The following is a 22,318-nucleotide window of genomic DNA, read 5'->3' as shown; positions in this document are numbered from 1 at the left end:
ATCTGACATTATTACATTTAAATCCTTTCTCTTACTTGATCAAAGGATTTTTTAGATAAAAAGTTTAATTACAATCAACCAGTAGAATCCTTTATTTTATTTGAAATAAAGGATTTTCTTTTTTAGAAAGTTATCATCATTTTAATAACTCAAATCTTTTTTATAGGTCAGGTTATATGTATAACTTGATTTTGTAATTTCATTAATTTTACTCAAAACAGTATGTAATTCTATTTCTCGATCATACTTTTTTACCCACTCTAAAAGGTTATTATAGCCTTTAAAATTTGTAGCTGAATCATAAAACCAAACCAATGTCATCTTACCATAAGCACCTAAAAACCCTCGATTACCTTCTAATGGATAAGGATATTTCGTTTCTTTTAGAATTTTCACCAATCTTCTGATTTGGAAGTCAAACTCATCCATTTTATCAGCTGAAATTTGATACTCTATCATTTTTGAAAAAGGAAACTCAGTAACAGAAATTTCTTTAACTGTACTCCATGGTAACAACATTTGCTTGATGTAGTTTACGTCTATACTAATTTCAAGTTGAACCTGTCTAAAGTTAGTTAGGGTAAATTTTTTTGGAAAAACCGACAAAAAAGCCGAGCAAATTGAGATTAAACCAGTTCTTGGCTTTTTTCTCATATCGAATTAATAATGCTTTGTAAGCATCTAGCCAAGCAAAAGCATGTTCAATAACAGTGCGTTGTTTATAAAGCAATGGGTCAAAATATTCATCTCGGTCTGTTAAATTACCTTTTCTTTTATTCAAACAGATATTAGGTGTTATTCCATATTCAAAGCAGAGCGTCCTGAATTCATTACAATCAAAGCCAGCATCAGCATTCATAAAAAGACCATCTGTGCTAATGCCCACATTTTCAAGAGTTTCTATCATTTCTTTAAAATGTTTTTCAATCTCATACAAATCATGCTGATTCCCTTTTTCTGGTTGACTGGCTGCCAGTAAAACTCCTTTTGCATCACAAATACTAAGTGAGTTAGTGGTCTTTGCTGATTTTCACCTCTGATAAGCTACAGCTTCTCCTCCTTGTTTAGAGGGTGTGTGTGTCCCATCCATCTGAACACTAGACAGGTCAAGTTGATCTTTATTTTCAGCAACTAAAGTTTCCCATCCTAATTGCCAACAGTTATCATTGCACCAACGGTTATAATGGTGGAAGACACTTTGCCAGCTATAAGGTTCATCCATATATTGGCCTATAGGTATTTCTCGCCACTGGCATCCCGTCTTCAAACGATAAACAATCAACTCCACAATGCTAACTAGCTTATCTTCAGTTAGTTTAGGCCCTTTCTTGCCTTGTGATAAATGTGGTAATAGCTTGTTTTTTATTATATCTTTGGATAAAATGCTCATTTTTGATGTTAAACTTAAGATTGTCAGATTTTCCTAAGTTACTCAGTTTGAGCATTTTTTACTTTAGACAGGTTCGTTGTTTTAACTTTTCAATCGCTTTATCAAATTCTACTTTCGATTCTGAATTCTGAAATGCTAACCTATAATCCTTTATTTGTAGAATGTCTCCTGTTCCACTGCTGAAATTAACTATTAAGTATTTACCAGAGTCGGATGTGTAAGTTAACCAATCATACTTTTCGTTCAGTTTATTACTTTTTGCTAATACAGAAATAGATTTCATGGTATCCTCAAACTTTAAAACATCTGCCGAGTCAACCGTAAGGAAAGTCAATTGAGTGTATATTTCAATATCACTTTCATTAATTGATGTTTGACTAAATGTAATTGCTGGAATAAACAATATGATTAATAGTAATTTCATTTTATTATTCTTTAATTCGTTTTTGAATTTTGCCCCACTTAATTACAGAATGAATCGCTATGTAACCTACTACAATACCCTTAAAAATTTCTACAATAAATCATACATATAATCACAATTTATATAAAGTGTAACATATACTTCCACAGGCTACAATATTATACTTTTAAGCTTTTTTCTAGTGCTACTATTTTTTAAAATCCACCAAAGATTTTCGACTATGAGTTAAAACATACCGCATTCTTTCTATTTGGTTTTTTGTGAAAGTATTCATGCAAATATCACTTGTCCAATTCATGTAGTTTTCTATCAATACATCTTCTTGGTTACAACCTTTAAAAGAAGTGCAACCAGACACAAAAGTATCTACAGCAGGTGTATCGTCGCAATAGTCGTTGTTATCACAATCTTTACTACCCCATGGATGTAGTAAACCTAGGTAGTGGCCCATTTCGTGAGTTAATGTTCTGCCAAGATTATAATCACTTTCAATATCAGATTCGCCGAAATGTGCGTGGTTGATAATAATGCCTTCTGCATAAAATGGCTCTCCTCCAGTAAATAGCTCATTTCCGGGTAAGTCGGTATCAGGGCCGGTAGCTTCTCCTAAATAAACATCAATACCAGACTCTGGTAATGGTGCTGTCCAAATGTTTACATATTTTTTATAGTCCCAATAATTAAAATTTGCAAAGTAATCGAAGCCCCAAGCCTCAAGAGGATTATTTACTTCTTTGGAATTTATTCTTACGATTCCATTTGTTGGATTTCCCTCTGGGTCTGTTTGTGCCAATTTAAACTGTATTCTTGCATCATCACTTATTGGATTTGAGTTAAACCCTTTGGTACCAGTTTTTCTTCTAAAATCGTTATTTAAACTTTCAATTTGCTTTGCAATTCTTTCAACAGATAAGTTTGGGCCTGTTCCTATAGCTTCTCCATTATGGATTATGTGTACAACAACATTAATTTCAAAAACCTTTTGTTCAGGCGTTGGGTTAAGCTCTATCTTCTCTTTTGGTTTTGTTTCACAGGAGAAAAGACTTATAAAAAGGAGAATAGTTAAAGCATTTTGAGCAGTTTTTTGTAGAATCATAACTTTAAAAAATCATTTCTACAATTGTATTTGAACTGAGTTTAAGATAGAAAAATAGCGGGTATACAAAATGTGAACAGGAATAATTTTGATTTATGTAATGCGTACCCTTATATTACCATAAGTCAAAAAAGCGCATAATGTGCCTTTATGTAAAGTGCACCCTTATATTTTCACATAAAAACAAGATTTTCTATAGTAAATCTTCTAATGTTTCTTCTATCAATAGAGACGTACCTTTAGAAATTCCCTTCATATACAGCTTATATTTCAAACTCTTATCTAGTATGATGTTTACAGGAAATTCAGAAATACCTAGTTTATCATCCAGTGTTCGAGAGAAAATGGCAACTGGATAATTTATAGCATGTGATTTGAGAAATTTCCTTACTGTTTTTTCATCGCTATTTGAAAAAGATAGAAAGACAATATCATCCTTATTTTTATACTTTTCATAAAGGCGATTTAGTTCAGGTCTTTCTGCTTCGCAAGGAGTACAACCTACAAACCAATAGTTTATAAATACTATTTTCCCATTTAGACTATCTTTATTGTATAATTGATTATTTATATCATAAAAACTAATACCCGGAAAAGTTTGTCCGATAGAATCAGCTACAATATTTTCTACTCTGGCTTTCGATATAAACTCATTTTTTTGTTGTTCAGAATTCGCAATCCATTTCCATTCAACTTTATATTTACTACTTGAATCTGAATAGGAAGTATACCTACCAGACATCTCTATGGAAACAAATTCCATAAATGATATTTTGTTTCCCTTTTCATCATAATAGATTTGCTTTTTATCTTGAGCAAAAAGAATGGAAATGTTTAGGAATAAAAGTGCTATAAATAATAGGGTAATCTTATACATCCTTTAGTAAGTTTTTACATTACTCAATGTAACAAATAATAACTAAAATTTGTGAAAATTAATAGTATATGTTACCTCTTTGGGATTAAAAATTAAGCTATATTCCTTCATAAGTAAGTGTATTAATTATTACTGATGCAAACTCCTAAAACTAATCTAGTAGATAGTATCAAAATCTGCTTAAATGGCCTGAAAACGGACTTTTAATTACTGAAATATTGGTAAAAAATAGCAAGCTTAACTTAATGCTTTCGTTACCATACGAAATCAATTTTTAATAGCTGTCAAATTTTTTAACCTACATAGTAATGCAAAAAAAACTAATTATCCATTTACTATACTTCTTAATTTTAGGATTAATCATCGCTTGTGATGAGGACGATCCAATTAACCTAGCTCCAGAAGTAACTGACCAAAATTTTACAATTAATGAAAATAGTGCCAATGGTACACCCGTTGGAACCATTCAAGCAACAGATCAAGAAGAAGAAACATTAAATTTTTCAATTACTAATGGCAATACAGATGATGCATTCTTGCTCAATGCTACTTCAGGCGAACTTACTGTAAATAATACAGAGGCTTTAGACTTTGAAAGTAATGCATCTTTTACACTCACAATTAATGTTAGTGATAAAGAAAATACTACTACAGTAACTGTAACTATTACTATCACTGATGTAAATGAGAATACTGCTCCAACTATAGAAAATCAACAGTTTTCAATTGATGAAAACAGTGAAGAAAGTACAATTATTGGAACCGTTGCCGCAACTGATGCAGAAGATGATGCATTGACTTTTAAGATTACCGATGGAAATGCAGAAAATGTATTTTCTATAGATTCATTATCTGGTGAGCTTTCGGTAAGTTCGAGTGCTGCCTTAGATTATGAGGTAAATCCTAGTTTTGCACTAACAGTTGAAGTTAGTGATGGGGAACTTACTACTTCTGCAGAAATAACTATTCTTTTAAATGATGTTTCTCCTGAGCTTTTCACGACTGAAACTGAAATTACTGATGCCTTAAATCAAAGTTATGCTGATCTAAGCAGCTATATAGAATACACTTATTTATTTGATGCTGTTTACACAAATGTAATTACTGCTCCTTCTGAGGATTGGGATGATATAAGTACTCATAGTCAAAATTCACTCAATACCAAAGTGAACCAATTTTGGTTTGGAGCAAAAGATATCATTTTTGTATTGAATAATATTATTTTGAGTGCCGAAGAAGTTTTACCTTCTGGAGAACAACAAAACGAAGTGATTGCTCAAGCTCAAGTAATGAGGGCATATTTACATTTTACCATGTTAGAATGGTTTGGAAACATTCCATTGGAATTAGATATTACACCTGAAAATGCAACTCAAACATCACCAAGTCAATTAGTAATGCATATCGAAGCTGAAGTTAATGCAGCAATAGAAATTCTTCCAACTTCTTGGGAAGGTAACAATAATTATATTACAAAGGATTTAGCAAAAGCACTTTTAGCAAGAGTAAAATTATTTAATAATGATTGGTCAGGAGTACTTGAGCAGGCTACTGCAATGGTAAATAATGGCACTTACTCATTAAGTGATGACACAGAAAGTTTCACTAAAGGTGATACTGAAATAATTTGGGGATTTGATGAAACTGGAGAGGTGACTTTTTCTAATGCTTACACCAAAGGTAATTATATCCCACTTTTCAGGTTAACAGAAAGTTATTTAATGCAAGCAGAAGCTCATATTATGATGGGAAATAGTGCAGATTGTATTACTGCACTCAACACATTGCGCGATAGATCTGAACAAACACTTTTACCTAATGGTGCTAGCCAGAGTGAATTGATTGGAGCAAGTTTTGACCAATGGCAAACTGAAATGGATTTTGGTGGAGTATCTTTTAGCACCCTAAAAAGATACCAAAAAGCAGAAGATGAGCTATCAATCCAAACTTATCAACTGCTTCTCCCAATACCACAAACAGTAATTGATAATAATCCTAATCTATTTCAAAACATGGGATATTAATCAATCATAAAGAATTGATAAAAGGAGCTTTGCCCTAATTGGGCACTCCTTTTCCAAAATTTCCTACATTTAATAGTACAATTGTAAGTTTCTTTTAAATCAGTCAAATAATATCATTAAAAAAGGTATATGAATTTTGGTTTATTGTTAATAACTCACCTTGCTGAAATTTAAATTGCTTGTAAAGCTGTTTTCTTTTCCCATATAAAAGATCTTTATCAAGACTTAGATATATTTATACTTTTCTAGTAATGGTATCCGAAAGAGGTAGCTATGTGGTAAACTGAAATTTTAGTAACTTTAAAATAGTCTAGCCTAACATGGCTTATAAGTAATTTGATAATCTATGAGAATATCATTCACTATATCTCTTTTGTTACTATTTATCCAAATTGGAATAGCCCAGCGCATCTCTTCAAAACCATTTTTCGGTTTAAATGATAAAAATGATTCAGTACAAATGTTATTACCTGATATTGTTTCATCCATTGCCTGGGAAACTAATGGTAATTTTTCTCCTGATGGTACTATTTTCATGTATTCAACAGGGTTTATGTGGTCGGGTAATTCCATAATCTTCATGACATTAAAAAATGGAAAATGGTCAGACCCAGAAATTGCGCCATTTTCAGGAGAATATGCAGATATAGATCCGATATTTTCTCCTGATGGTGCAAGGGTTTATTTTACTTCCAGACGACCAGTTAATAAAAATGATCCTGATAAAGGAGACACAAATCTTTGGTATGTGGATGTTCTGGAAGATAATTTTGGAGAACCCAAGCAAGTAAGTCCAGCAATCAACAATGATAAAAATCAAGCCTATAATTCAGTTACCAAAAACGGAACAATCTATTTTCATTCAAGAGATTCTATTTCTACTGATATATATCGAGCCGTTTTGAAAGATAATAATTACATGGTAGTAAAGCTGGATTCAACAATTAATACAATTAACAATGAAGCTGAACCTTATATATCACCCAATGAAGATTATATGATTTTTGCTTCAAACAGGCCAGATGGTTTTGGAGGAATAGATTTGTATATTTCCTTCAATAATAACGGAGAATGGACTACACCAACTAATCTTGGTAATAAAATAAATTCCATGAATGATGATTTTGCGCCCTGTCTGTCCTCAGGATTATTGAAATTTACTAGTGGGAGAATGATTCTTCCATGGAGTTCTTTTAATAAAAAGAATTTTAAATCTTTAAAGGCCAAAATGAATAGTGCTGACAATCAAACTTCTAATATTTGGTATACCAATTTTGACCTGAGTAAATACGAAAATCAATAATTATTCTAACATCGCCATAGGATATTAAAGTGGATGACCTTATAGTTTAACTAATTTTTTCAACAGAAACTTCGATATTTTCTCCTGTTGATCATACAGCAGCAAATATCCTTACATAATCTCTATACATGTTAAGTTATTATTTTCATATTTTTTTTATTTAAAAACTATCTATCAGGTCATTTATAAATACGCTTGTACTATACTTCTGCTAAATGGTTTTTCTACAAACTTTGTAACAAACGGAAAGGATAATACTCTATTTTTATCTGCTGAATTCAGTGTGCTACTTATTACAATTAATGGCAATTGAGGATAAACAGGGTAATAATACCTTTCATATTCTTCCAAAAAATCGAACCCGTCCATCAATGGCATCATCAAATCTAATAAGATAAACTTAAGTGGCCGTATGTTCACGTCTTCTTTACATTTTTCTAAATATGAAATTGCTTCTATTCCGTTATTTATAGGACTTACGCATTTAAGTTAAAAATGATAATAGGATTAGCAAGAATCTGTTTAAGATAGTTGCTGAACGGAAGTACTTTGATTTGATAGAGTGTTGTTTTCAACTGTTTTGCAAGGAGTTTCAGCCCTATCCAAGCCTGGTAGCAGCAAGCTAGATGGTTCCTCTGGGAGATTGCCTTTCGGCATTGGCACTTCTCAGAGCCTGTAAGCTGTTTGTATTCCCTGTGGAACTGCTCAATCTGCCATCTGATCTGGGATTCGTTTTCGGCCTCAAATACATTCATCCTGTCCGATAGATCATTTGTGATCACCCATTCAATGTCCCCGTTTAGGGAGACTATCTTGAATAATTTGACGGGGTAAGGGTATTTTTTGAGTTTGACCTGTACGCCTTCCAGCAGTTGCCTACCGGAAAGCTCGACTGTGCCCACAGCCTGCATCCCTGTGTCTCTGGATAGGCTGACTTGGCGGTTGCTCTTCAGGGTAGTGAAGAATGTCCAGCCGCTTCTGTGCACAAGCTTAAGGTTGTCCATGGAAGCATACCAGCTGTCAAAAAGTATCTTTTTGGCTTTCAGGTCTTTACGCATGGTCATTCGGGTGAACATCTCCTGGAAATGGTCATTCTTGGTCTTCTTATCCGTTTCTGGGTGGTAGATTCGGTAATCGATAGGATAGTAATCCCCATCAATGCCATTGCTGTGTACCATGTTTACCAGATTGATCCCATTGACTAGGCCATGCTCATTGCCTGAGTACTGCCTTTTGGCCAATTCTATATACCGGGAATACCTCTTTGCCTGAACACTGTCATCGACAAGGATAAATGAGTCTGCGCTATCTTGGAGATGGCCCTTGACAATATCCCACAGGTCGGAAGAGGTAAATTTAGAATGGGCTAGAAAACGTGTGACTTGGTCATGACTGACATCCATAGAATGGGCTGCCATGTGGGTACAGGTATAATTCCCGTGAGTATGGAGAAGATATGATATGTACAGAGATTTATCCATATAAATTAGTATTAAAAAAAACAATCTCTCAAATCTTGAGCATTTTTGCTAGAGAAATTTAATATTGCGTAAGTCCTAATTTACTTTAATAGGAACAACTTTCGGATTGATATTTTGAATCATTCGTTCAACAATTATAATATCAATTTTATCATCTTCAATTACAAGATAGCTCATAATTTAAGGGGTAATTTGACACAAATAAATATACCTTAAATTAGTTAATGAACGGCAGTACATCAAGTCCCAAATAGTGTAAAATTACCTGAAAAAGCACAAATTTTGTGTATTTCTGAAATGCCATTGAATATAAATAAAACGATTATAATATTTCTATTTTAAAACTTCATCCCATATATACATATTTACCAATTATACCTACTGTTTGCATTAATATTTCAAACAAGCTTTACTTAATTTTTTTACCATCAAGTAGGTTGCAAAAATGAAGGGAATGAGAGCTAATTTTTCTGGCAACAATTATTTTTTTTGTATCTAAAAAAAATAAGCTGTTGGCAATGGCCAGCAGCTTATCGACTAAAGTTCAAATAGTTATTTGAAAACCACAATTATAAAAATAAGTTGATATGCCATATATTGGCTATTTATCATCTGTTTATTAATTTTAATCTGTGTGTTATAAACACTCATATACACATTAAATGAATGCTTTAAGAGTACTCTTTTGGAGTGCTCTTATTTATTGCATTTATCCCAATCTTGCTAATTTTTTTAAAAAATAACAAAACGCACAAATGGAGTTATTATAAGTAGAAATGTTGTATGCCACATATAAGGCAAATTACCTGCTTAATTACTTTATCTTAAGATAAGGTTCTTCTATATAGAAGAACCTTATACTTTCGTTCATCTCCTTCAAGTAAGTAAGAAGTTGTAATGATATTAAAAATCTTATTAATTCACATGCTATATCATTTTAGCACGATATTTTTGAGCTAGTAGTAAAAGTTAAATTAAATAAACATCTTTTAAAACACTTCTACCTTTTTAAAGTAGAAGTGTTTTTCTTGTCTACTCTCCTTTTAGCCATATTCTCTTCCAAGATGGATCTAATAAAAATTTCGAATCACACTTCTATTAAAAAAAGAGAAATTAATCTCTAGAAAGATCTCAAAAACTTTAGTTCGAAAATGCTAAATCCTTTTTTGGGATGGCAACAAATAAAATTTCATTGATATGCATGATCTGGAATAAGTAATAACCCCTATTTGTATAGGAGAATACTAGAGACTATAGTAGTATAGTCAGTTAAACAATGATTTTTTTTCTCATCTAATAACTGAGTTTTTGCCTTCTCTTTATCAGTATAAAAAATGGTACTTACATTTTGCATCTCTACTTTCTGCGCCATCTTTTTTGAAACTGCTCTATGAAAAATATCTTCGCTCACAACAATTGCGATTTTTTTAGCATGGTAATCAGATTTATTATCAAGTATACCCAACATCCACTGTTGAATACTTACTGGTGCTTTGAATGCAAATAGCCTTTCATCTATGAGAATCTTTTCGCTTTTATATTGATTTTGAAGTTGGAAAAAGCTTAAGATTTCAGATTGAAATTGTGCTCCCAGCATATACTTTGTTGCAGATTGCCAAACAATTTCCATCAGTTTGTTTGATGAATCAAATTTAGAAATCATGTATGAGCTTTCGTAGATTATTTTCATGCCTTATACTTCTAAACAAATATCTAATAAACCTAAAATAGATCAATTGATTTAAGAATGCAAGCATTAAGTTTTGTCAAGGACACTTTCTTATGTAATAATTTCATCAGTTTTTATAACAAGTTTTATACTATTTAATCCAAAAAAAGTGGAGGCGCATTCTTATTTAAAGAAGTAAAGACTTTGTTTGCTCAAGGAATGGGTAAAAAAGACAGATGTATGTTAGAACTAAATTTGATTTACCGAAAATTAGAGTAGTGGATACGCCCTGATTTGTCCCACCAAAAATGACGATAAACCACATTCACCAGAATAATCACTTTAATGGATAAACCCTAAATTTAGTTTCATAAATGAGGTTTTATGACAATATTTTTTATTTCTTCTTAAATCAACTAAATATATACTAATTAAATTTAATAATGCTTATTGTCCTAGCTATATAAAGTACATCCTTATATTGCCTCAAGTCTCTAACACTTTATCTTAGTTATAACTCCCCCAATTTTACTGTAATTATTTGTTTGATAACAGAGTAATTATTTGTAAAACCCACAAATTTATCACATCTAACTTTCACTAATAACACATCCAGTCCACCCAAATAGCTTCCACAAAGAACCTTATCTTAGAATTATACCAAACAAACCCATAAATAGTTACATCTGTCTCCTTCTTTATTCTATAAAACCTTGAGCATTTCTCAATCCCTAATCGTACCTAAAATGGGCATTTTACCACAAAAATGCACTTTTACAACAATCATTCAACTATCTCTGAATATGAATAAAAAACGATTATTAATTATCATCATTAAAAATGAAAGCACATTTACTCCTATTGTCAAAAATTTTATTAATCATTCATTTAGCTAATGCGCAACCTATTCCACCAGATGCTTATAATCCATCTGATAATTTTGATAAAGTGGATACTTCCATGATATATTTAGAATGGTTTGTTCCTAAAAACACTGATGAAACTTTTAATTATGATATCTATCTCGGTAAAGACCCTAGTCCACCCATTTACAGATCTGCTATAGAAATAATAGACGGCCCTCTGAATGATGATGCTACCGAGTTCAGCTTTTCAAGTAATATTCAAGATGGAGATGATAAACTGTACCTTGCTAACTATATAAACATAAAAGACACATTCGAAACTAACACCACTTATTACTGGAAAATAGTCGCTAAAAGTGCATCTGGACTCAATTTAGAAAGTAATATTTTTACTTTTAAAACGAGAAAACCAAACAAGTTACCAAATGCTCCAAAATTAATTTCTCCAACAGACGGAAGCACCACCGAAAATGGAAACATTACTTTGCATTGGAATAAAAGCACTGATCCTGATGGAGATGAGGTTTCTTACCATGTCTATCTAAAAAGAGAAAACAATATTACTTCAATTATTGCTAGCAATATTACAGATACCACTTACACCATTCCTTATCAATTGGTAGATCAATTAAACTATCAGTTTTTAGTGGCAGCAGTTGACGGTTATAGTAATGAGGCTGTCATTTCTGAAAGCAATAGTTTTACCATTGGAAACTATTATAATGATCCTCCTCAAATAGGAGATTTAATTTATCCTATGCCTGACCCATTAATGATGAATTTAGACACCCAAAATCTTGGTTTTACGATCAATTTCACTTGGGAAGGAGCCTACGACAAAGATGGAGATGTACTCAAATATGATATTTATGCTGCACAAGAGCCTGATCCGCAAACGCTGGTTGCCACTAATCTGGAAACCACCAGTTACAAACATACATTTAGCACCTATGGAATGCTTTACTGGAAAGTAGTGGTAAAAGATGAAACAGGGCTTTCAGATACTTCCTCCATCTCTTATTTTTCTTGTTGGAATAATCCACCAACTACATTATCTATTGACATGGTAGATGTGGAAGGAGGTACTTTTATGATGGGACAATCTGATGCTACAGAAGAATATATTTTAACTACAGATATAGGTACTGAAATTTGGTGGGATATCACAAATGAAAACCCTGCTCATGCTGTAACCCTAAGCAATTACAAAATAGGCAAATACGAAGTTACCAACCAGCAATATGTGGAATTTTTAAATTCCATCATACCATTTACCCACTTTGCAAATTCATTAAGATCACATAGGCAAAAATCATTTCCTTATCAGGCAGTTGTGCTCAATAATAGTAGCACACTTTGTTTGGTTTTTGATGCTACTCGCGATTTATCAGAAAGAGATAATATTGGCTATGAACCTGGGTATGATTCACCGATTATTTGGAACGGAACTAATTTTGAAGTTGATCCTAATTATGCTAATCATCCTGTTCGCCATATGTATCATGATGGTGCTTTAAAATTTGCAGATTGGGCTGGTTATAGATTACCAACTGAAGCAGAATGGGAGTTTGCTGCTTTAGGGGGCAATAAAAGTGAAGGTTACAAATTTGCTGGTAGTAATGATTATACTGAAGTGGCAGTACATGGCATGAATACATCTGTCATTGGATCTTTAAAACCAAATGAATTAGGCATCTTTGATATGTCAGGCAATGTGGGTGAAATCTGTCAGGATTATTATAATGAAAACTATTATAGCATAAGTGATTCATTTAATCCTGTTTGCCAAACTAAATCAAATTTAGGACCATCTGTTAGAGGAGCCAATGGTGTTTTTGAGACAATACTTAGAATAAAACGAAGAGAATATCTAGCTGGTGCCCAATACATTACTTATGCTGGTATTAGACTGGCTCAATCTGATAAAATTTTATTGGAAGGTTCCATTACTGATAAAAAGGGAAATCCTCTTACAGATACACCTATTGTTGGTTTTCCGACAGAAGTAAAAACAGATGAAAATGGGCACTATTCAGTGGAGGTTTTTGGAGGTTGGACAGGTAAAGTAAGTGCTGTAGATAGCAATTATAGCTTTTCTCCAGACTATATTGAGTTCGATAAATTGTATAAAGATTCAACCGAAAACAACTTTATAGCTTCTTCAGTAGATACAGAAAATTACAGCATTACATTTAACATCTCAGATGGTACTAATCCTATCGAAAATGCCAAAGTTGTAATGGATGAAGAAAGTTATCTCAGTGTTGCTAATGGTGAAGTTATCATTGATGAACTGGAAAATGGAAATTATAGCTATTCCATTTCTGCAAAAGGTTTTAAGGATTATACTAGTGAGTTTACTATTAATGATGCTAATCTAGAAGAAAATATAACCCTCACACCTATTGAAGAATCTCTTTATTCTATTACCTTCAACATCTCTGATGGTACTAGCCCAATTGAAAATGCCAAAGTTGTAATGGATAATGAAAGTCATCTCAGTGATGCTAATGGTAAAGTGGTAATTGATGAATTGGAAAATGGCACTTACAACTATTCCATTTCTGCCGATGGCTTTAAAGATTACAATGGCGAGTTTGTTGTTAAGGATGCTGATCTAGAAGAAAACATCACCCTCACTCCTATTGAAAAACCGCTTTATTACATCATCTTCCAAATTTCTGATGGTACTAATCCAATAGAAAATGCCAAAGTTGAAATAGATAATGAAAGTTATCTCAGTGATGCTAACGGGGAAGTAATCATTGATGAATTGGAAAATGGCACTTACAACTATTCCATTTCTGCAAATGGTTTTAATGATTATACTGGTGAATTTACAATTGAAGATGCTGATCTAGAAGAAAACATCACTTTAGAAGCTGTTATTCCTGAAACGATTATGTATTCGATTAGTGGTCAAATTCTGGATGAAAAAGGAAACCCACTGGCAAATGTAAAACTCAATGGCTTTACAAATCCTCTGAAAACAGGTGAAGATGGCAGCTTTTCCACCACCGAAAATGAAAACTGGATTGGCACCATCACACCAGAATTTGATGGTTACATATTTTCTCCTGAAAGTAAGGAAATAACCCATTTACAATCTGATGTTTCTATCGATTTTACCGCACATATTTTAGCCACTCCAATGGATAAAAAACAAGAACTTGAACTTATCCAAGTTTATCCAAACCCATCTACTGGACAATTTACCCTTGAGCTAAACACAAAAACTTTTGTGCAAATTACAAGCATCGATGGCAAAACTGTTTTTGAAAAAACACTCTCGAAACCAACTCAAATTTCTTTAAAAGATAAAGGGCTTTACATTATCAAAACAGAAAACAAAAAGCAGATTTCTGTGCTGAAGGTTTTGGTGGAGTGAAACTAAACGTTTAAGAGGCCATTTTACTAAATTAAAATGGCCTTATTTTTAAGTTTCAAAGTACAGTAAACATCAATTTTGAATACGGAAAACTTCTGTTTGATGTAGAGGGTTTGTACTTCTTTTTGATGCCAATTTAGTTAAATAACCTTTCTGCTGCATCCAACTATCTAAATGTATATGTTGGTGGGGTAATAACATTTTCTTCGCTTTTTCATATTCTTTCTTTAATAAAAAAGCATCAAAGCTTACTTTTTCTAATACAGTCTTATAGTAGTTTAACCAAGTTATCTCTTCCATTTTACCTAAATTTTAAATAATAATGAAAAATCAATTTTTGTCAATCTAGACTCTAAAATCTTAACTTATTGAACATATAAATCTTAATGATTACAACTAAGCTATGGAGGATAATAAGTAGTTTCAATCTTATACATCATTTTCAAATTTAATAACTCAAAGTTTAGTTAGTAATAATTGATTATTACTGACATATTTAAATTTTTAAAACCATATTTTCAAATTATAAACCATCTAATTCTAAAACTGAAAACTTGTCAGGTTAAACTGCAATAAAGGCGGAGTTTTCTAACTAAAAAAGCCACCTTATTATCAGTGGCTTATCAGTTAATCTAATCTCAGGGTAAACTTAGGCTGGAATATTTTTAGCAAATTCTTCTCTTTTCCAGTTACGATGCATACCAATAGCTTTAATAAATTCTTCTGGAGATTTATCTATACAAATAGCTTCATCATCTTTCAATTCTTTCCCAAAAGTTGCTTCAAACAATGCTTTTGCCTCTCCATCAATTGCCATGGCCTTACAATGTTTCAATGTCTCATTTATAAACTTTTTAGCTTTTGCAACCTCATTTAAAGCATCAATACTCTCTTTTCCACCTGGAATATATAAGGCATCAAATATTACACTTTCTGCTGTTAAAAGGGCAGCATACACTTTATGTTTTTCTCCTTTACTACATGTTACTTCTCCCCCATGTGTTGCTACTACTTTTACTACTGCATTTTCTTTTTCTAATGCTTTTTTCATCTTGATATATTGTGTGGCATCGAATCCGTCTCCTACCAGAAAAGCAATTTGTCTTGTTGCAATGCTCTTAGTTTTGATATGTGTTTGACTGAGTGCTTCAGATTTTTTAAGATAATCTTTTCGCTTAACTGGTTGATACTTCTCAACATTAGCATCAGCACCAATTGCTTGGTTTATAGGTTCTTCAATTGTAGATGGAATATCCATACCAAGGTTTTGGGCAACACTGTGGGCTAATTCTTCGTCAATTTTATTGATAAGCCAAAGCATACGCTGTTTAATATGATCGTATGTACATTTTCCCAACTCAAATGAATAAGCTTCTATTACATGATTTTTTTCCCATTCTTCTAGACTGCGATAAAATATACCCGGCTGCGAAAAATGATCGCTAAAACTATCACTTCTTGCCCTTATCTTTTTACCATCTTGTCTTTCTTCATAACTAGTAAAACCTCCTTCAGCCATTTTTGCTAAATATGGACATCCTCCTCCAATGGAGTTAGGAAAATAGGCTGTGTTTCCTTTATTAACAGTCATCCGCATATGAGCATCACGTTGGTTATTAGATACCTCATTGATCGGTCTATTAATTGGGATTTCATGAAAATTGGGACTCCCCAATCGAGATAGTTGTGTATCAGTATAAGAAAATAAACGCCCCTGAAGCAAAGGATCATTGGTAAAATCAATTCCTGGTACGATATGTCCAGGATGAAAGGCCACCTGTTCGGTTTCTGCAAAAAAGTTTTCAGGATTTCGATTTAGTGTCATTTTACCAATTCGTTGAACTGGAACCATATCTTCTGGAATCAATTTAGTAGGATCAAGAAGATCGAATTCAAATTTGTGCTCATCTTCTTCAGGTACTACCTGAATACCTAGTTCCCATTCGGGGTATTGACCAGCTTCAATTGCCTCCCATAAATCTCTTCTATGAAAATCGCTATCAGCACCATGAAGTTTAACAGCCTCATCCCAAGTTACTGATTTTACTCCCAAAAGAGGCTTCCAGTGGAATTTCACAAAGTGAGATTTACCTTCTTTATTTATTAATCGGAAGGTATGAATGCCAAAACCCTCCATCATTCTTAGACTTCTTGGTATTGCTCTGTCACTCATTACCCAAATGTGATTGTGAAGTGTTTCCGGAGTCAGAGATACAAAATCATAAAATGTATCATGAGCAGATTGAGCCTGTGGAATTTCTCTGTCTGGCTCTGGTTTAACAGAATGGATTAAATCAGGAAATTTCATAGCATCCTGAATAAAAAATATAGGCATATTATTTCCAACAAGATCAAATATACCTTCTTGTGTATAAAACTTTACAGCAAAACCTCGTACATCTCTGGCCATATCTGCAGAACCTTTAGATCCTGCTACTGTTGAAAAGCGTGCAAATACAGGTGTTTTGCGTGATACATCAGTAAAAATGTCTGCTTTGGTATATTTTTCCTGACTTTCGTATAATTCAAAGTATCCGTGGGCACCACTACCTCTTGCATGCACAATTCTTTCTGGTATACGCTCATGGTCAAAATGTGTGATTTTTTCTCGAAGTATAAAGTCCTCTAGCAAACTGGCTCCTCTTTCTCCAGCCTTAAGCGAATTGTTTGTATCATTAACTTTAACTCCTTGATTGGTAGTCATTTTTTTACCTTCTGGATCAGAAAGGTTTTTATTGAGATCTTCTTGTTTATCGTTTTTCATAATTGAGATTTAATAAATATTTAATCTCAGATAGAAAAATATACCAATTGTTAATTATAATACTGAATATATTATTTTGGAATTATCAATGACGTAGTTATATACTAAATTATTTATTGAAGCTTCTACAAAAACTATTGTTACGTACTTCAAAAAATGCCACTCCGTAAAAATAGAAGCATTATAACCTTATACAACTTATCAAGAATTACTAAAGCATGATCGACTTAGGCCTAATAAAATGACAATCAAATCTGTTTTAATTTTCTTTATTTATAAATTAAATGAAGAGAGAATTTTTCTCTGAGTATAAACTTCTACAATAAAAGGGGTGATAAATGCCCATATCATAACAGTTTAAACAGATACAATTGTTTGTTATTTGATTAAACTACCTATCCACACAAAAAGAGGCTTTTTTTTAGTAACTTGGGATTTAATAAAAACTACTAATTGCTACATATGGCAAAAAACAAAGAGTCATTTTTAATTGTTGGGATAGGGGCTTCAGCTGGGGGATTGGCAGCTTTAAAAACATTCGTGCAAAATCTTCCAAAGGAAACAGGGATGGCTTTTGTTATCATCCAACATCTTGATCCAACTCACAAAAGTATTCTCAGTGAGCTGTTATCAAAAGAATGTGAGATGCCCATTAAAATTGCAGAAAATAATTTAACAGTAAAACCAGATCATATATATGTAATTCCTCCAGATAAGTATTTAATTTTAGAAAACAGAAAAATAAAACTATCTAAACCTCAAGCTAGTCGAGGATCGCGTAAAGCGATTGATCATTTTTTTCGCTCCCTAGCTCGTGAGTGTGGAGATCGTTGTGCTGGTATTATATTATCTGGCTCTGGTAGTGATGGAACTGCTGGGTTACGAGTAATTAGAGCCGCTGGAGGTATTACATTGGTTCAACGTCCAGAAACAGCACAACATGACAGTATGCCTCAAAGTGCTATTGATGCAAACGTGGTAGATAAAGTCGTTGATATTGAAGAAATACCAAGCTTGTTGAAACAATATGTGGATCACCCATTAATCTTGAACGAAGAAGAAATATTTGATAACACAAAGAGTGGAAATCTACAAAAAGTAGCAAGTATTATCCAAACCCATGAAAATTTTAACCTCCATCAATATAAACCAACAACTGTACAAAGACGAATAGCTAGACGTATCAGCTTAACAAATTGTAAAAACTTTAAGGAGTATCTGCTCATGTTGCAAAATGAGGAAACTGAGCGTCAACTTTTAACCAAGGATTTACTAATCAATGTCACAGATTTTTTTCGTGATTCAGAAGCTTTTGAGATTTTAGAACAAAATATCATCCCAAACATATTCGATAATGTTAATGTAAAAGAAGATATTCGAGTGTGGGTAGCGGGTTGTGCCAGTGGAGAAGAAGCTTATTCTATTGCTATTTTATTTTTAGAGGCTATACCTGAAACAAGGAGTAAAAATCATATTAAAATATTTGCTACAGATATTGATGAACATGCCATTAAAATTGCCCGAAAAGGCATGTATCCAGAAAGTATAGCTAACAGATTACCTAAAAAATACATTGATAAATACTTCAATCTTTCTGAAAATTCTCATTATTACCAAATAAAAAATCATGTACGCAACTTAATTTCTTTTGCTGTGCAAAATGTGATTTCAGATCCCCCCTTTAATCATATGCACTTAATCTCTTGTCGTAATTTACTAATTTACCTTAACAAAGAGGTTCAAGAGAAAGTTTTAAGTTCATTCTATTTTTCTCTTGAAGGAGAAAATTGTTTGTTTTTAGGAAGCTCAGAGACATTGGGGGATAAAAAAGAGCATTTTAAAACAGTATCTAAAAAATGGCGGATTTACAAAAAAATACCTGGCAGAAGTCATAAAGAAATCTTACTGAATCATTCAGAAAAAAATCAAAACATTCTGTCATTTAAAAAATTACCTCCTCCTTATAAATATGAAAAAAGAAGAGAAGCCCATTCGCGTAGTGATAATATGCGACGTGCCTTACTAGATACGTTTTTACCCCCTACCGTTATTGTAGATGAACAGGGGCAAATTCTTTATAATCATGGAGACTGGAAAGCATATCTTAATATCCCAACTGGTGAACCACTCAATAACATTATCGAACTGGTAGTTCCTGCACTGCGCTCTAGGCTTCGCAGTGCATTGTTTAAAGTAAAGAAAACTAAAGATTTTATAAGTTTTCATGGGATTGTAACAGATAAAAACACCTCTCAAGAAGTTGTTGTTCGGGTTGAAATGGCTCCTATTTATAAACAAGAATTTGTAGATGGTTTGGCTATTGGTATTGTTTTTCACCAAGAACATGCATTCGACGAAAACCAAAAAAGCCTAATTACCCAAACAGATGAAAATACAGCCACCCAGAATTTAGAGCGAGAGTTGGCCGAAACCAAAGAAGAACTACAGAATACAATAGAAGAACTGGAAACCCATAGCGAAGAGTTAAAAACTTCTCATGAAGAAGCCTTATCTACTACTGAAGAATTACAATCGGCCAATGAAGAGCTCGAAGCAAGTTCAGAGGAGCTCCGTTCATTAAATGAAGAATTGTCAACAGTTAATGCAGAGCTTAAAGAAAAAATAGAAGCTTTACAAAAAGCTAATGATGATGTTGAAAACTTTTTTGATAGTACAAATCTGCCAACAATTTTCCTTGATCCGGATTTAAAAATTCAGCGTTATACTCCTGCCGCTGAACAACTTTTAAAAATGGGGCCACAAGATCTAAATCGCCCTATTTCTGCATTAGGACGAGATCTATTAGGTGATGTTTTATACGAAGATTGCCGTCGTGTTTTGAAAAACTTTCAACCTATTAGAACAGAAATTCAGTCGTATGATAAGCGCTGGTATATTAGACAAATAACACCTTATCGCACTGAAGATCGTAGAATTGAAGGTGTCGTTTTAGTTTTTCAAGATGTTACTGATTTAAAAGTCTTATCTCAACGTGCAGAAACACGAGAAAAACAACAATCTGTAGTCGCTGAACTTGGTCTAATGGCACTTAGTGGCGCAGAACCTCATGATGTGATGAATCTAGCAGTAAGGCAAGTAGCCTTTGTATTAGGAGTAGATTATTGTAAAGTCTTAAAATATCAGCCTGAACAGAAGAATTTTCTGTTGGTTTCTGGTATTGGCTGGCAAGAAGGGATGGTGGGTAAAGCAACCATTCCCGCCAATCAAAATTCTCAAGCAGGATTTACTTTGAGCTCTCAAAAACCAATCATAGTAAAAAAATTACTTGAAGAAAGACGTTTCTCAGGTCCATCATTCCTATTGGAGCATCAAGTTGTAAGTGGTATGAGCTGTCTGATTAATCATACAAATCCACCTTATGGTATATTAGGCGTACACACAAAAACATACCGTGAATTTACCGAATACGATACACATTTTATCGTGTCTATCGCCAACATGCTTTCTACTGCTCTCAAAACAAAAGAAGCACAAAAAAAGATATCCGATAGCGAAAATAAGCTTCGAATGGCAATGGAAACCAATAGTTTTGGTTCTTTTGAATATTCTTTGCTAGAAGAAAAAACGCAATGGGATCAACTTCTTTTGGATATTTGGGGGATAGAAAAACATGAAAAAGTAACACAGCAAATGTTCTGGGAAGGTTTGCATCCAGATGATTACCAAATGGTTAAAGAAAATCTGGAAAAGGCTACTGATAAAAATAGTAGTGGACATTATAATTCTGTATACAGAGTGATTCATCGACAAACTAAAGAGTTACGATGGGTTGAAGCTAGTGGCCAGACTATTTTTGAAAATGGTAAACCCATAAAAATGATTGGGATGATTATCGACATAACAGAGCGTAAACAACTTGAAGAATCATTGCAAAAAGCTGTTTCCGAATTGAAAGATTCTGATCAAAAGAAAAATGAGTTTTTGGCAATTTTAGGACATGAATTACGCAACCCTTTGTCAGCTCTCAATGGTAGTATAGAAATTCTTGAAATGAATATGCCAGAGAGTAATCAAATTTTTGAGATTATCAAAAATAGCATTCAAAAAATGTCTCAGCTATTAGATGACTTACTAGATCTAAATCGCGTATCTCAAAATAAAATTGAATTAAATTTAAAGCCCATCTCTTTAAGAAAAATACTGGAAAACATTGTAAATACCTTAAAAAAAGATTGTGAAGAGAAAAAGCAAACCATTGAGCTAAATACTACTAGTCATTTATATGTTGTTGGTGATGCTTTGCGGTTAGACCAAGTTTTTTCTAATCTAATTACCAATGCATGCAAATACTCTCCTGAAAAGGGAGAAATAAAAATCAATGTGGAAGAAATCGACAACGAAATCCATGTGCATGTTCAAGACACAGGTATGGGACTTGATAAAGAGATGCAAGAGAAGATTTTCGAACCTTTCTTCCAAATAACACAAAAAGGCAAAGCCGCCTCTGGACTTGGTATTGGGCTTGCCTTATCCAAAAAACTGGTTGAACTACATGGAGGTAGAATAAAAGCTACTAGTAAAGGCAAAAATATGGGTTCAACATTTACTGTGATTTTACGTGCTCATAAACAAAAGCACATAGAGAAAGCACCAGAAGAAAAAAAGGTGGATAAACTTGAAAAAGGATTAAAGGTGCTGCTTATTGAAGATAATGAAGACATACTTATAACGATGAGTATGTTACTAAAAAAATTAGGTTGCAAAGTACAGACAGCAAAAACAGGAAAAGATGGGTTAATAAGCGCCAAAGAATTTACTCCTGATGCAGTACTAATTGATATTGGCTTACCTGATATTAGTGGACATGAAACTGCGAAAATATTGCGCCAAGATGGATATAAAGGATTTCTAACAGCTGTATCTGGTTATTCTCATGAGGAAGCAATGCAAAAATCTAAAGAGTCCGGTTTTAACTATCACCTGCCTAAGCCTGCGAGTATTAGTGCTATTGCTAGACTTCTAGCTAAAGCAAAAAAAGAAATATAGAGTAATACGATATTTGGATACTAAAATAG

General features: G+C 33.0%; 14 protein-coding genes and 1 pseudogene. 4 read left to right on the top strand and 11 right to left on the bottom strand.

Annotation, left to right across the window (positions count from 1 at the left end):
• Positions 1–141: 141 nt before the first annotated feature.
• From OQ292_RS31345 to OQ292_RS31320, 6 genes and pseudogenes are all read right to left on the bottom strand, one after another.
• Positions 142–519 carry a hypothetical protein gene (locus tag OQ292_RS31345; RefSeq protein WP_284688239.1) on the bottom strand — a complete coding sequence of 126 codons (378 nt, stop codon included), beginning with the start codon at positions 517–519 and terminating at the stop codon, positions 142–144.
• A gap of 52 nt (positions 520–571) precedes the next feature.
• Positions 572–1,018: pseudogene (locus tag OQ292_RS31340) on the bottom strand (transposase family protein); the annotation flags it as partial.
• 12 nt (positions 1,019–1,030) lie between these two features.
• Entirely contained in the window at positions 1,031–1,390 is a 360-nt protein-coding gene (locus OQ292_RS31335) for a transposase (protein WP_284688238.1), read from the bottom strand.
• A gap of 58 nt (positions 1,391–1,448) precedes the next feature.
• On the bottom strand, positions 1,449–1,814 hold the full coding sequence (locus OQ292_RS31330; protein ID WP_284688237.1) for a hypothetical protein: 366 nt from the start codon (positions 1,812–1,814) through the stop codon (positions 1,449–1,451).
• A 187-nt stretch (positions 1,815–2,001) separates the two neighbouring features.
• Entirely contained in the window at positions 2,002–2,910 is a 909-nt protein-coding gene (locus tag OQ292_RS31325; protein ID WP_284688236.1) for a M43 family zinc metalloprotease, read from the bottom strand.
• Between the two features lie 193 nt (positions 2,911–3,103).
• A complete protein-coding gene (locus tag OQ292_RS31320) occupies positions 3,104–3,787 on the bottom strand; it encodes a TlpA family protein disulfide reductase (RefSeq protein WP_284688235.1) in 684 nt (227 codons plus the stop codon).
• A 308-nt stretch (positions 3,788–4,095) separates the two neighbouring features.
• Between OQ292_RS31320 and OQ292_RS31315 the strand changes: the two genes are divergently transcribed.
• Both OQ292_RS31315 and OQ292_RS31310 read left to right on the top strand, forming a co-directional pair.
• Positions 4,096–5,811, top strand: coding sequence for a cadherin domain-containing protein (locus OQ292_RS31315; protein ID WP_284688234.1), 1,716 nt, complete (start codon positions 4,096–4,098; stop codon positions 5,809–5,811).
• A 346-nt stretch (positions 5,812–6,157) separates the two neighbouring features.
• The gene (locus OQ292_RS31310) at positions 6,158–7,114 is read left to right on the top strand and encodes a TolB family protein (RefSeq protein ID WP_284688233.1); all 957 of its coding nucleotides are present in this window, start codon (positions 6,158–6,160) and stop codon (positions 7,112–7,114) included.
• Between the two features lie 183 nt (positions 7,115–7,297).
• Here the strand turns inward: OQ292_RS31310 and OQ292_RS31305 are convergent, their stop codons facing one another.
• The 3 genes from OQ292_RS31305 to OQ292_RS31295 form a co-directional block, all read right to left on the bottom strand.
• Positions 7,298–7,564 carry a response regulator gene (locus OQ292_RS31305; RefSeq protein ID WP_284688294.1) on the bottom strand — a complete coding sequence of 89 codons (267 nt, stop codon included), beginning with the start codon at positions 7,562–7,564 and terminating at the stop codon, positions 7,298–7,300.
• Between the two features lie 26 nt (positions 7,565–7,590).
• Complete coding sequence (locus OQ292_RS31300; protein ID WP_284683851.1) at positions 7,591–8,595, bottom strand: IS701 family transposase; 1,005 nt, start codon at positions 8,593–8,595, stop codon at positions 7,591–7,593.
• Between the two features lie 1,225 nt (positions 8,596–9,820).
• Positions 9,821–10,285 (bottom strand): hypothetical protein, encoded by a 465-nt coding sequence (locus OQ292_RS31295; RefSeq protein ID WP_284688232.1) that lies wholly within the window; start codon positions 10,283–10,285, stop codon positions 9,821–9,823.
• Between the two features lie 819 nt (positions 10,286–11,104).
• On the opposite strand from OQ292_RS31295, the gene OQ292_RS31290 reads away from it, so the two are divergent.
• On the top strand, positions 11,105–14,518 hold the full coding sequence (locus tag OQ292_RS31290) for an SUMF1/EgtB/PvdO family nonheme iron enzyme (RefSeq protein WP_284688231.1): 3,414 nt from the start codon (positions 11,105–11,107) through the stop codon (positions 14,516–14,518).
• A gap of 72 nt (positions 14,519–14,590) precedes the next feature.
• Here OQ292_RS31290 and OQ292_RS31285 read toward each other — a convergent pair whose 3' ends face one another.
• Entirely contained in the window at positions 14,591–14,818 is a 228-nt protein-coding gene (locus tag OQ292_RS31285) for a hypothetical protein (protein ID WP_284688230.1), read from the bottom strand.
• Positions 14,819–15,167: 349 nt separating this feature from the next.
• Positions 15,168–17,282 (bottom strand): catalase, encoded by a 2,115-nt coding sequence (locus OQ292_RS31280; RefSeq protein ID WP_284688229.1) that lies wholly within the window; start codon positions 17,280–17,282, stop codon positions 15,168–15,170.
• Positions 17,283–17,744: 462 nt separating this feature from the next.
• Here OQ292_RS31280 and OQ292_RS31275 point away from each other — a divergent pair, with 462 nt between their 5' ends.
• Positions 17,745–22,289 (top strand): chemotaxis protein CheB, encoded by a 4,545-nt coding sequence (locus tag OQ292_RS31275; protein WP_284688228.1) that lies wholly within the window; start codon positions 17,745–17,747, stop codon positions 22,287–22,289.
• Positions 22,290–22,318 lie beyond the last annotated feature (29 nt).

The organism is Chondrinema litorale, from assembly GCF_026250525.1.
Classification (GTDB): domain Bacteria; phylum Bacteroidota; class Bacteroidia; order Cytophagales; family Flammeovirgaceae; genus Chondrinema; species Chondrinema litorale.
This window is presented reverse-complemented; position numbering and strand designations above follow the sequence as displayed.

Bases quoted from the DNA above. Each gene is read 5' to 3' on its own strand.
- OQ292_RS31345 (WP_284688239.1), bottom strand. From the start codon at position 519: ATGTTGTTACCATGGAGTACAGTTAAAGAAATTTCTGTTACTGAGTTT.
- OQ292_RS31335 (WP_284688238.1), bottom strand. From the start codon at position 1,390: ATGAGCATTTTATCCAAAGATATAATAAAAAACAAGCTATTACCACAT.
- OQ292_RS31330 (WP_284688237.1), bottom strand. From the start codon at position 1,814: ATGAAATTACTATTAATCATATTGTTTATTCCAGCAATTACATTTAGT.
- OQ292_RS31325 (WP_284688236.1), bottom strand. From the start codon at position 2,910: ATGATTCTACAAAAAACTGCTCAAAATGCTTTAACTATTCTCCTTTTT.
- OQ292_RS31320 (WP_284688235.1), bottom strand. From the start codon at position 3,787: ATGTATAAGATTACCCTATTATTTATAGCACTTTTATTCCTAAACATT.
- OQ292_RS31315 (WP_284688234.1), top strand. From the start codon at position 4,096: ATGCAAAAAAAACTAATTATCCATTTACTATACTTCTTAATTTTAGGA.
- OQ292_RS31310 (WP_284688233.1), top strand. From the start codon at position 6,158: ATGAGAATATCATTCACTATATCTCTTTTGTTACTATTTATCCAAATT.
- OQ292_RS31300 (WP_284683851.1), bottom strand. From the start codon at position 8,595: ATGGATAAATCTCTGTACATATCATATCTTCTCCATACTCACGGGAAT.
- OQ292_RS31295 (WP_284688232.1), bottom strand. From the start codon at position 10,285: ATGAAAATAATCTACGAAAGCTCATACATGATTTCTAAATTTGATTCA.
- OQ292_RS31290 (WP_284688231.1), top strand. From the start codon at position 11,105: ATGAAAGCACATTTACTCCTATTGTCAAAAATTTTATTAATCATTCAT.
- OQ292_RS31285 (WP_284688230.1), bottom strand. From the start codon at position 14,818: ATGGAAGAGATAACTTGGTTAAACTACTATAAGACTGTATTAGAAAAA.
- OQ292_RS31280 (WP_284688229.1), bottom strand. From the start codon at position 17,282: ATGAAAAACGATAAACAAGAAGATCTCAATAAAAACCTTTCTGATCCA.
- OQ292_RS31275 (WP_284688228.1), top strand. From the start codon at position 17,745: ATGGCAAAAAACAAAGAGTCATTTTTAATTGTTGGGATAGGGGCTTCA.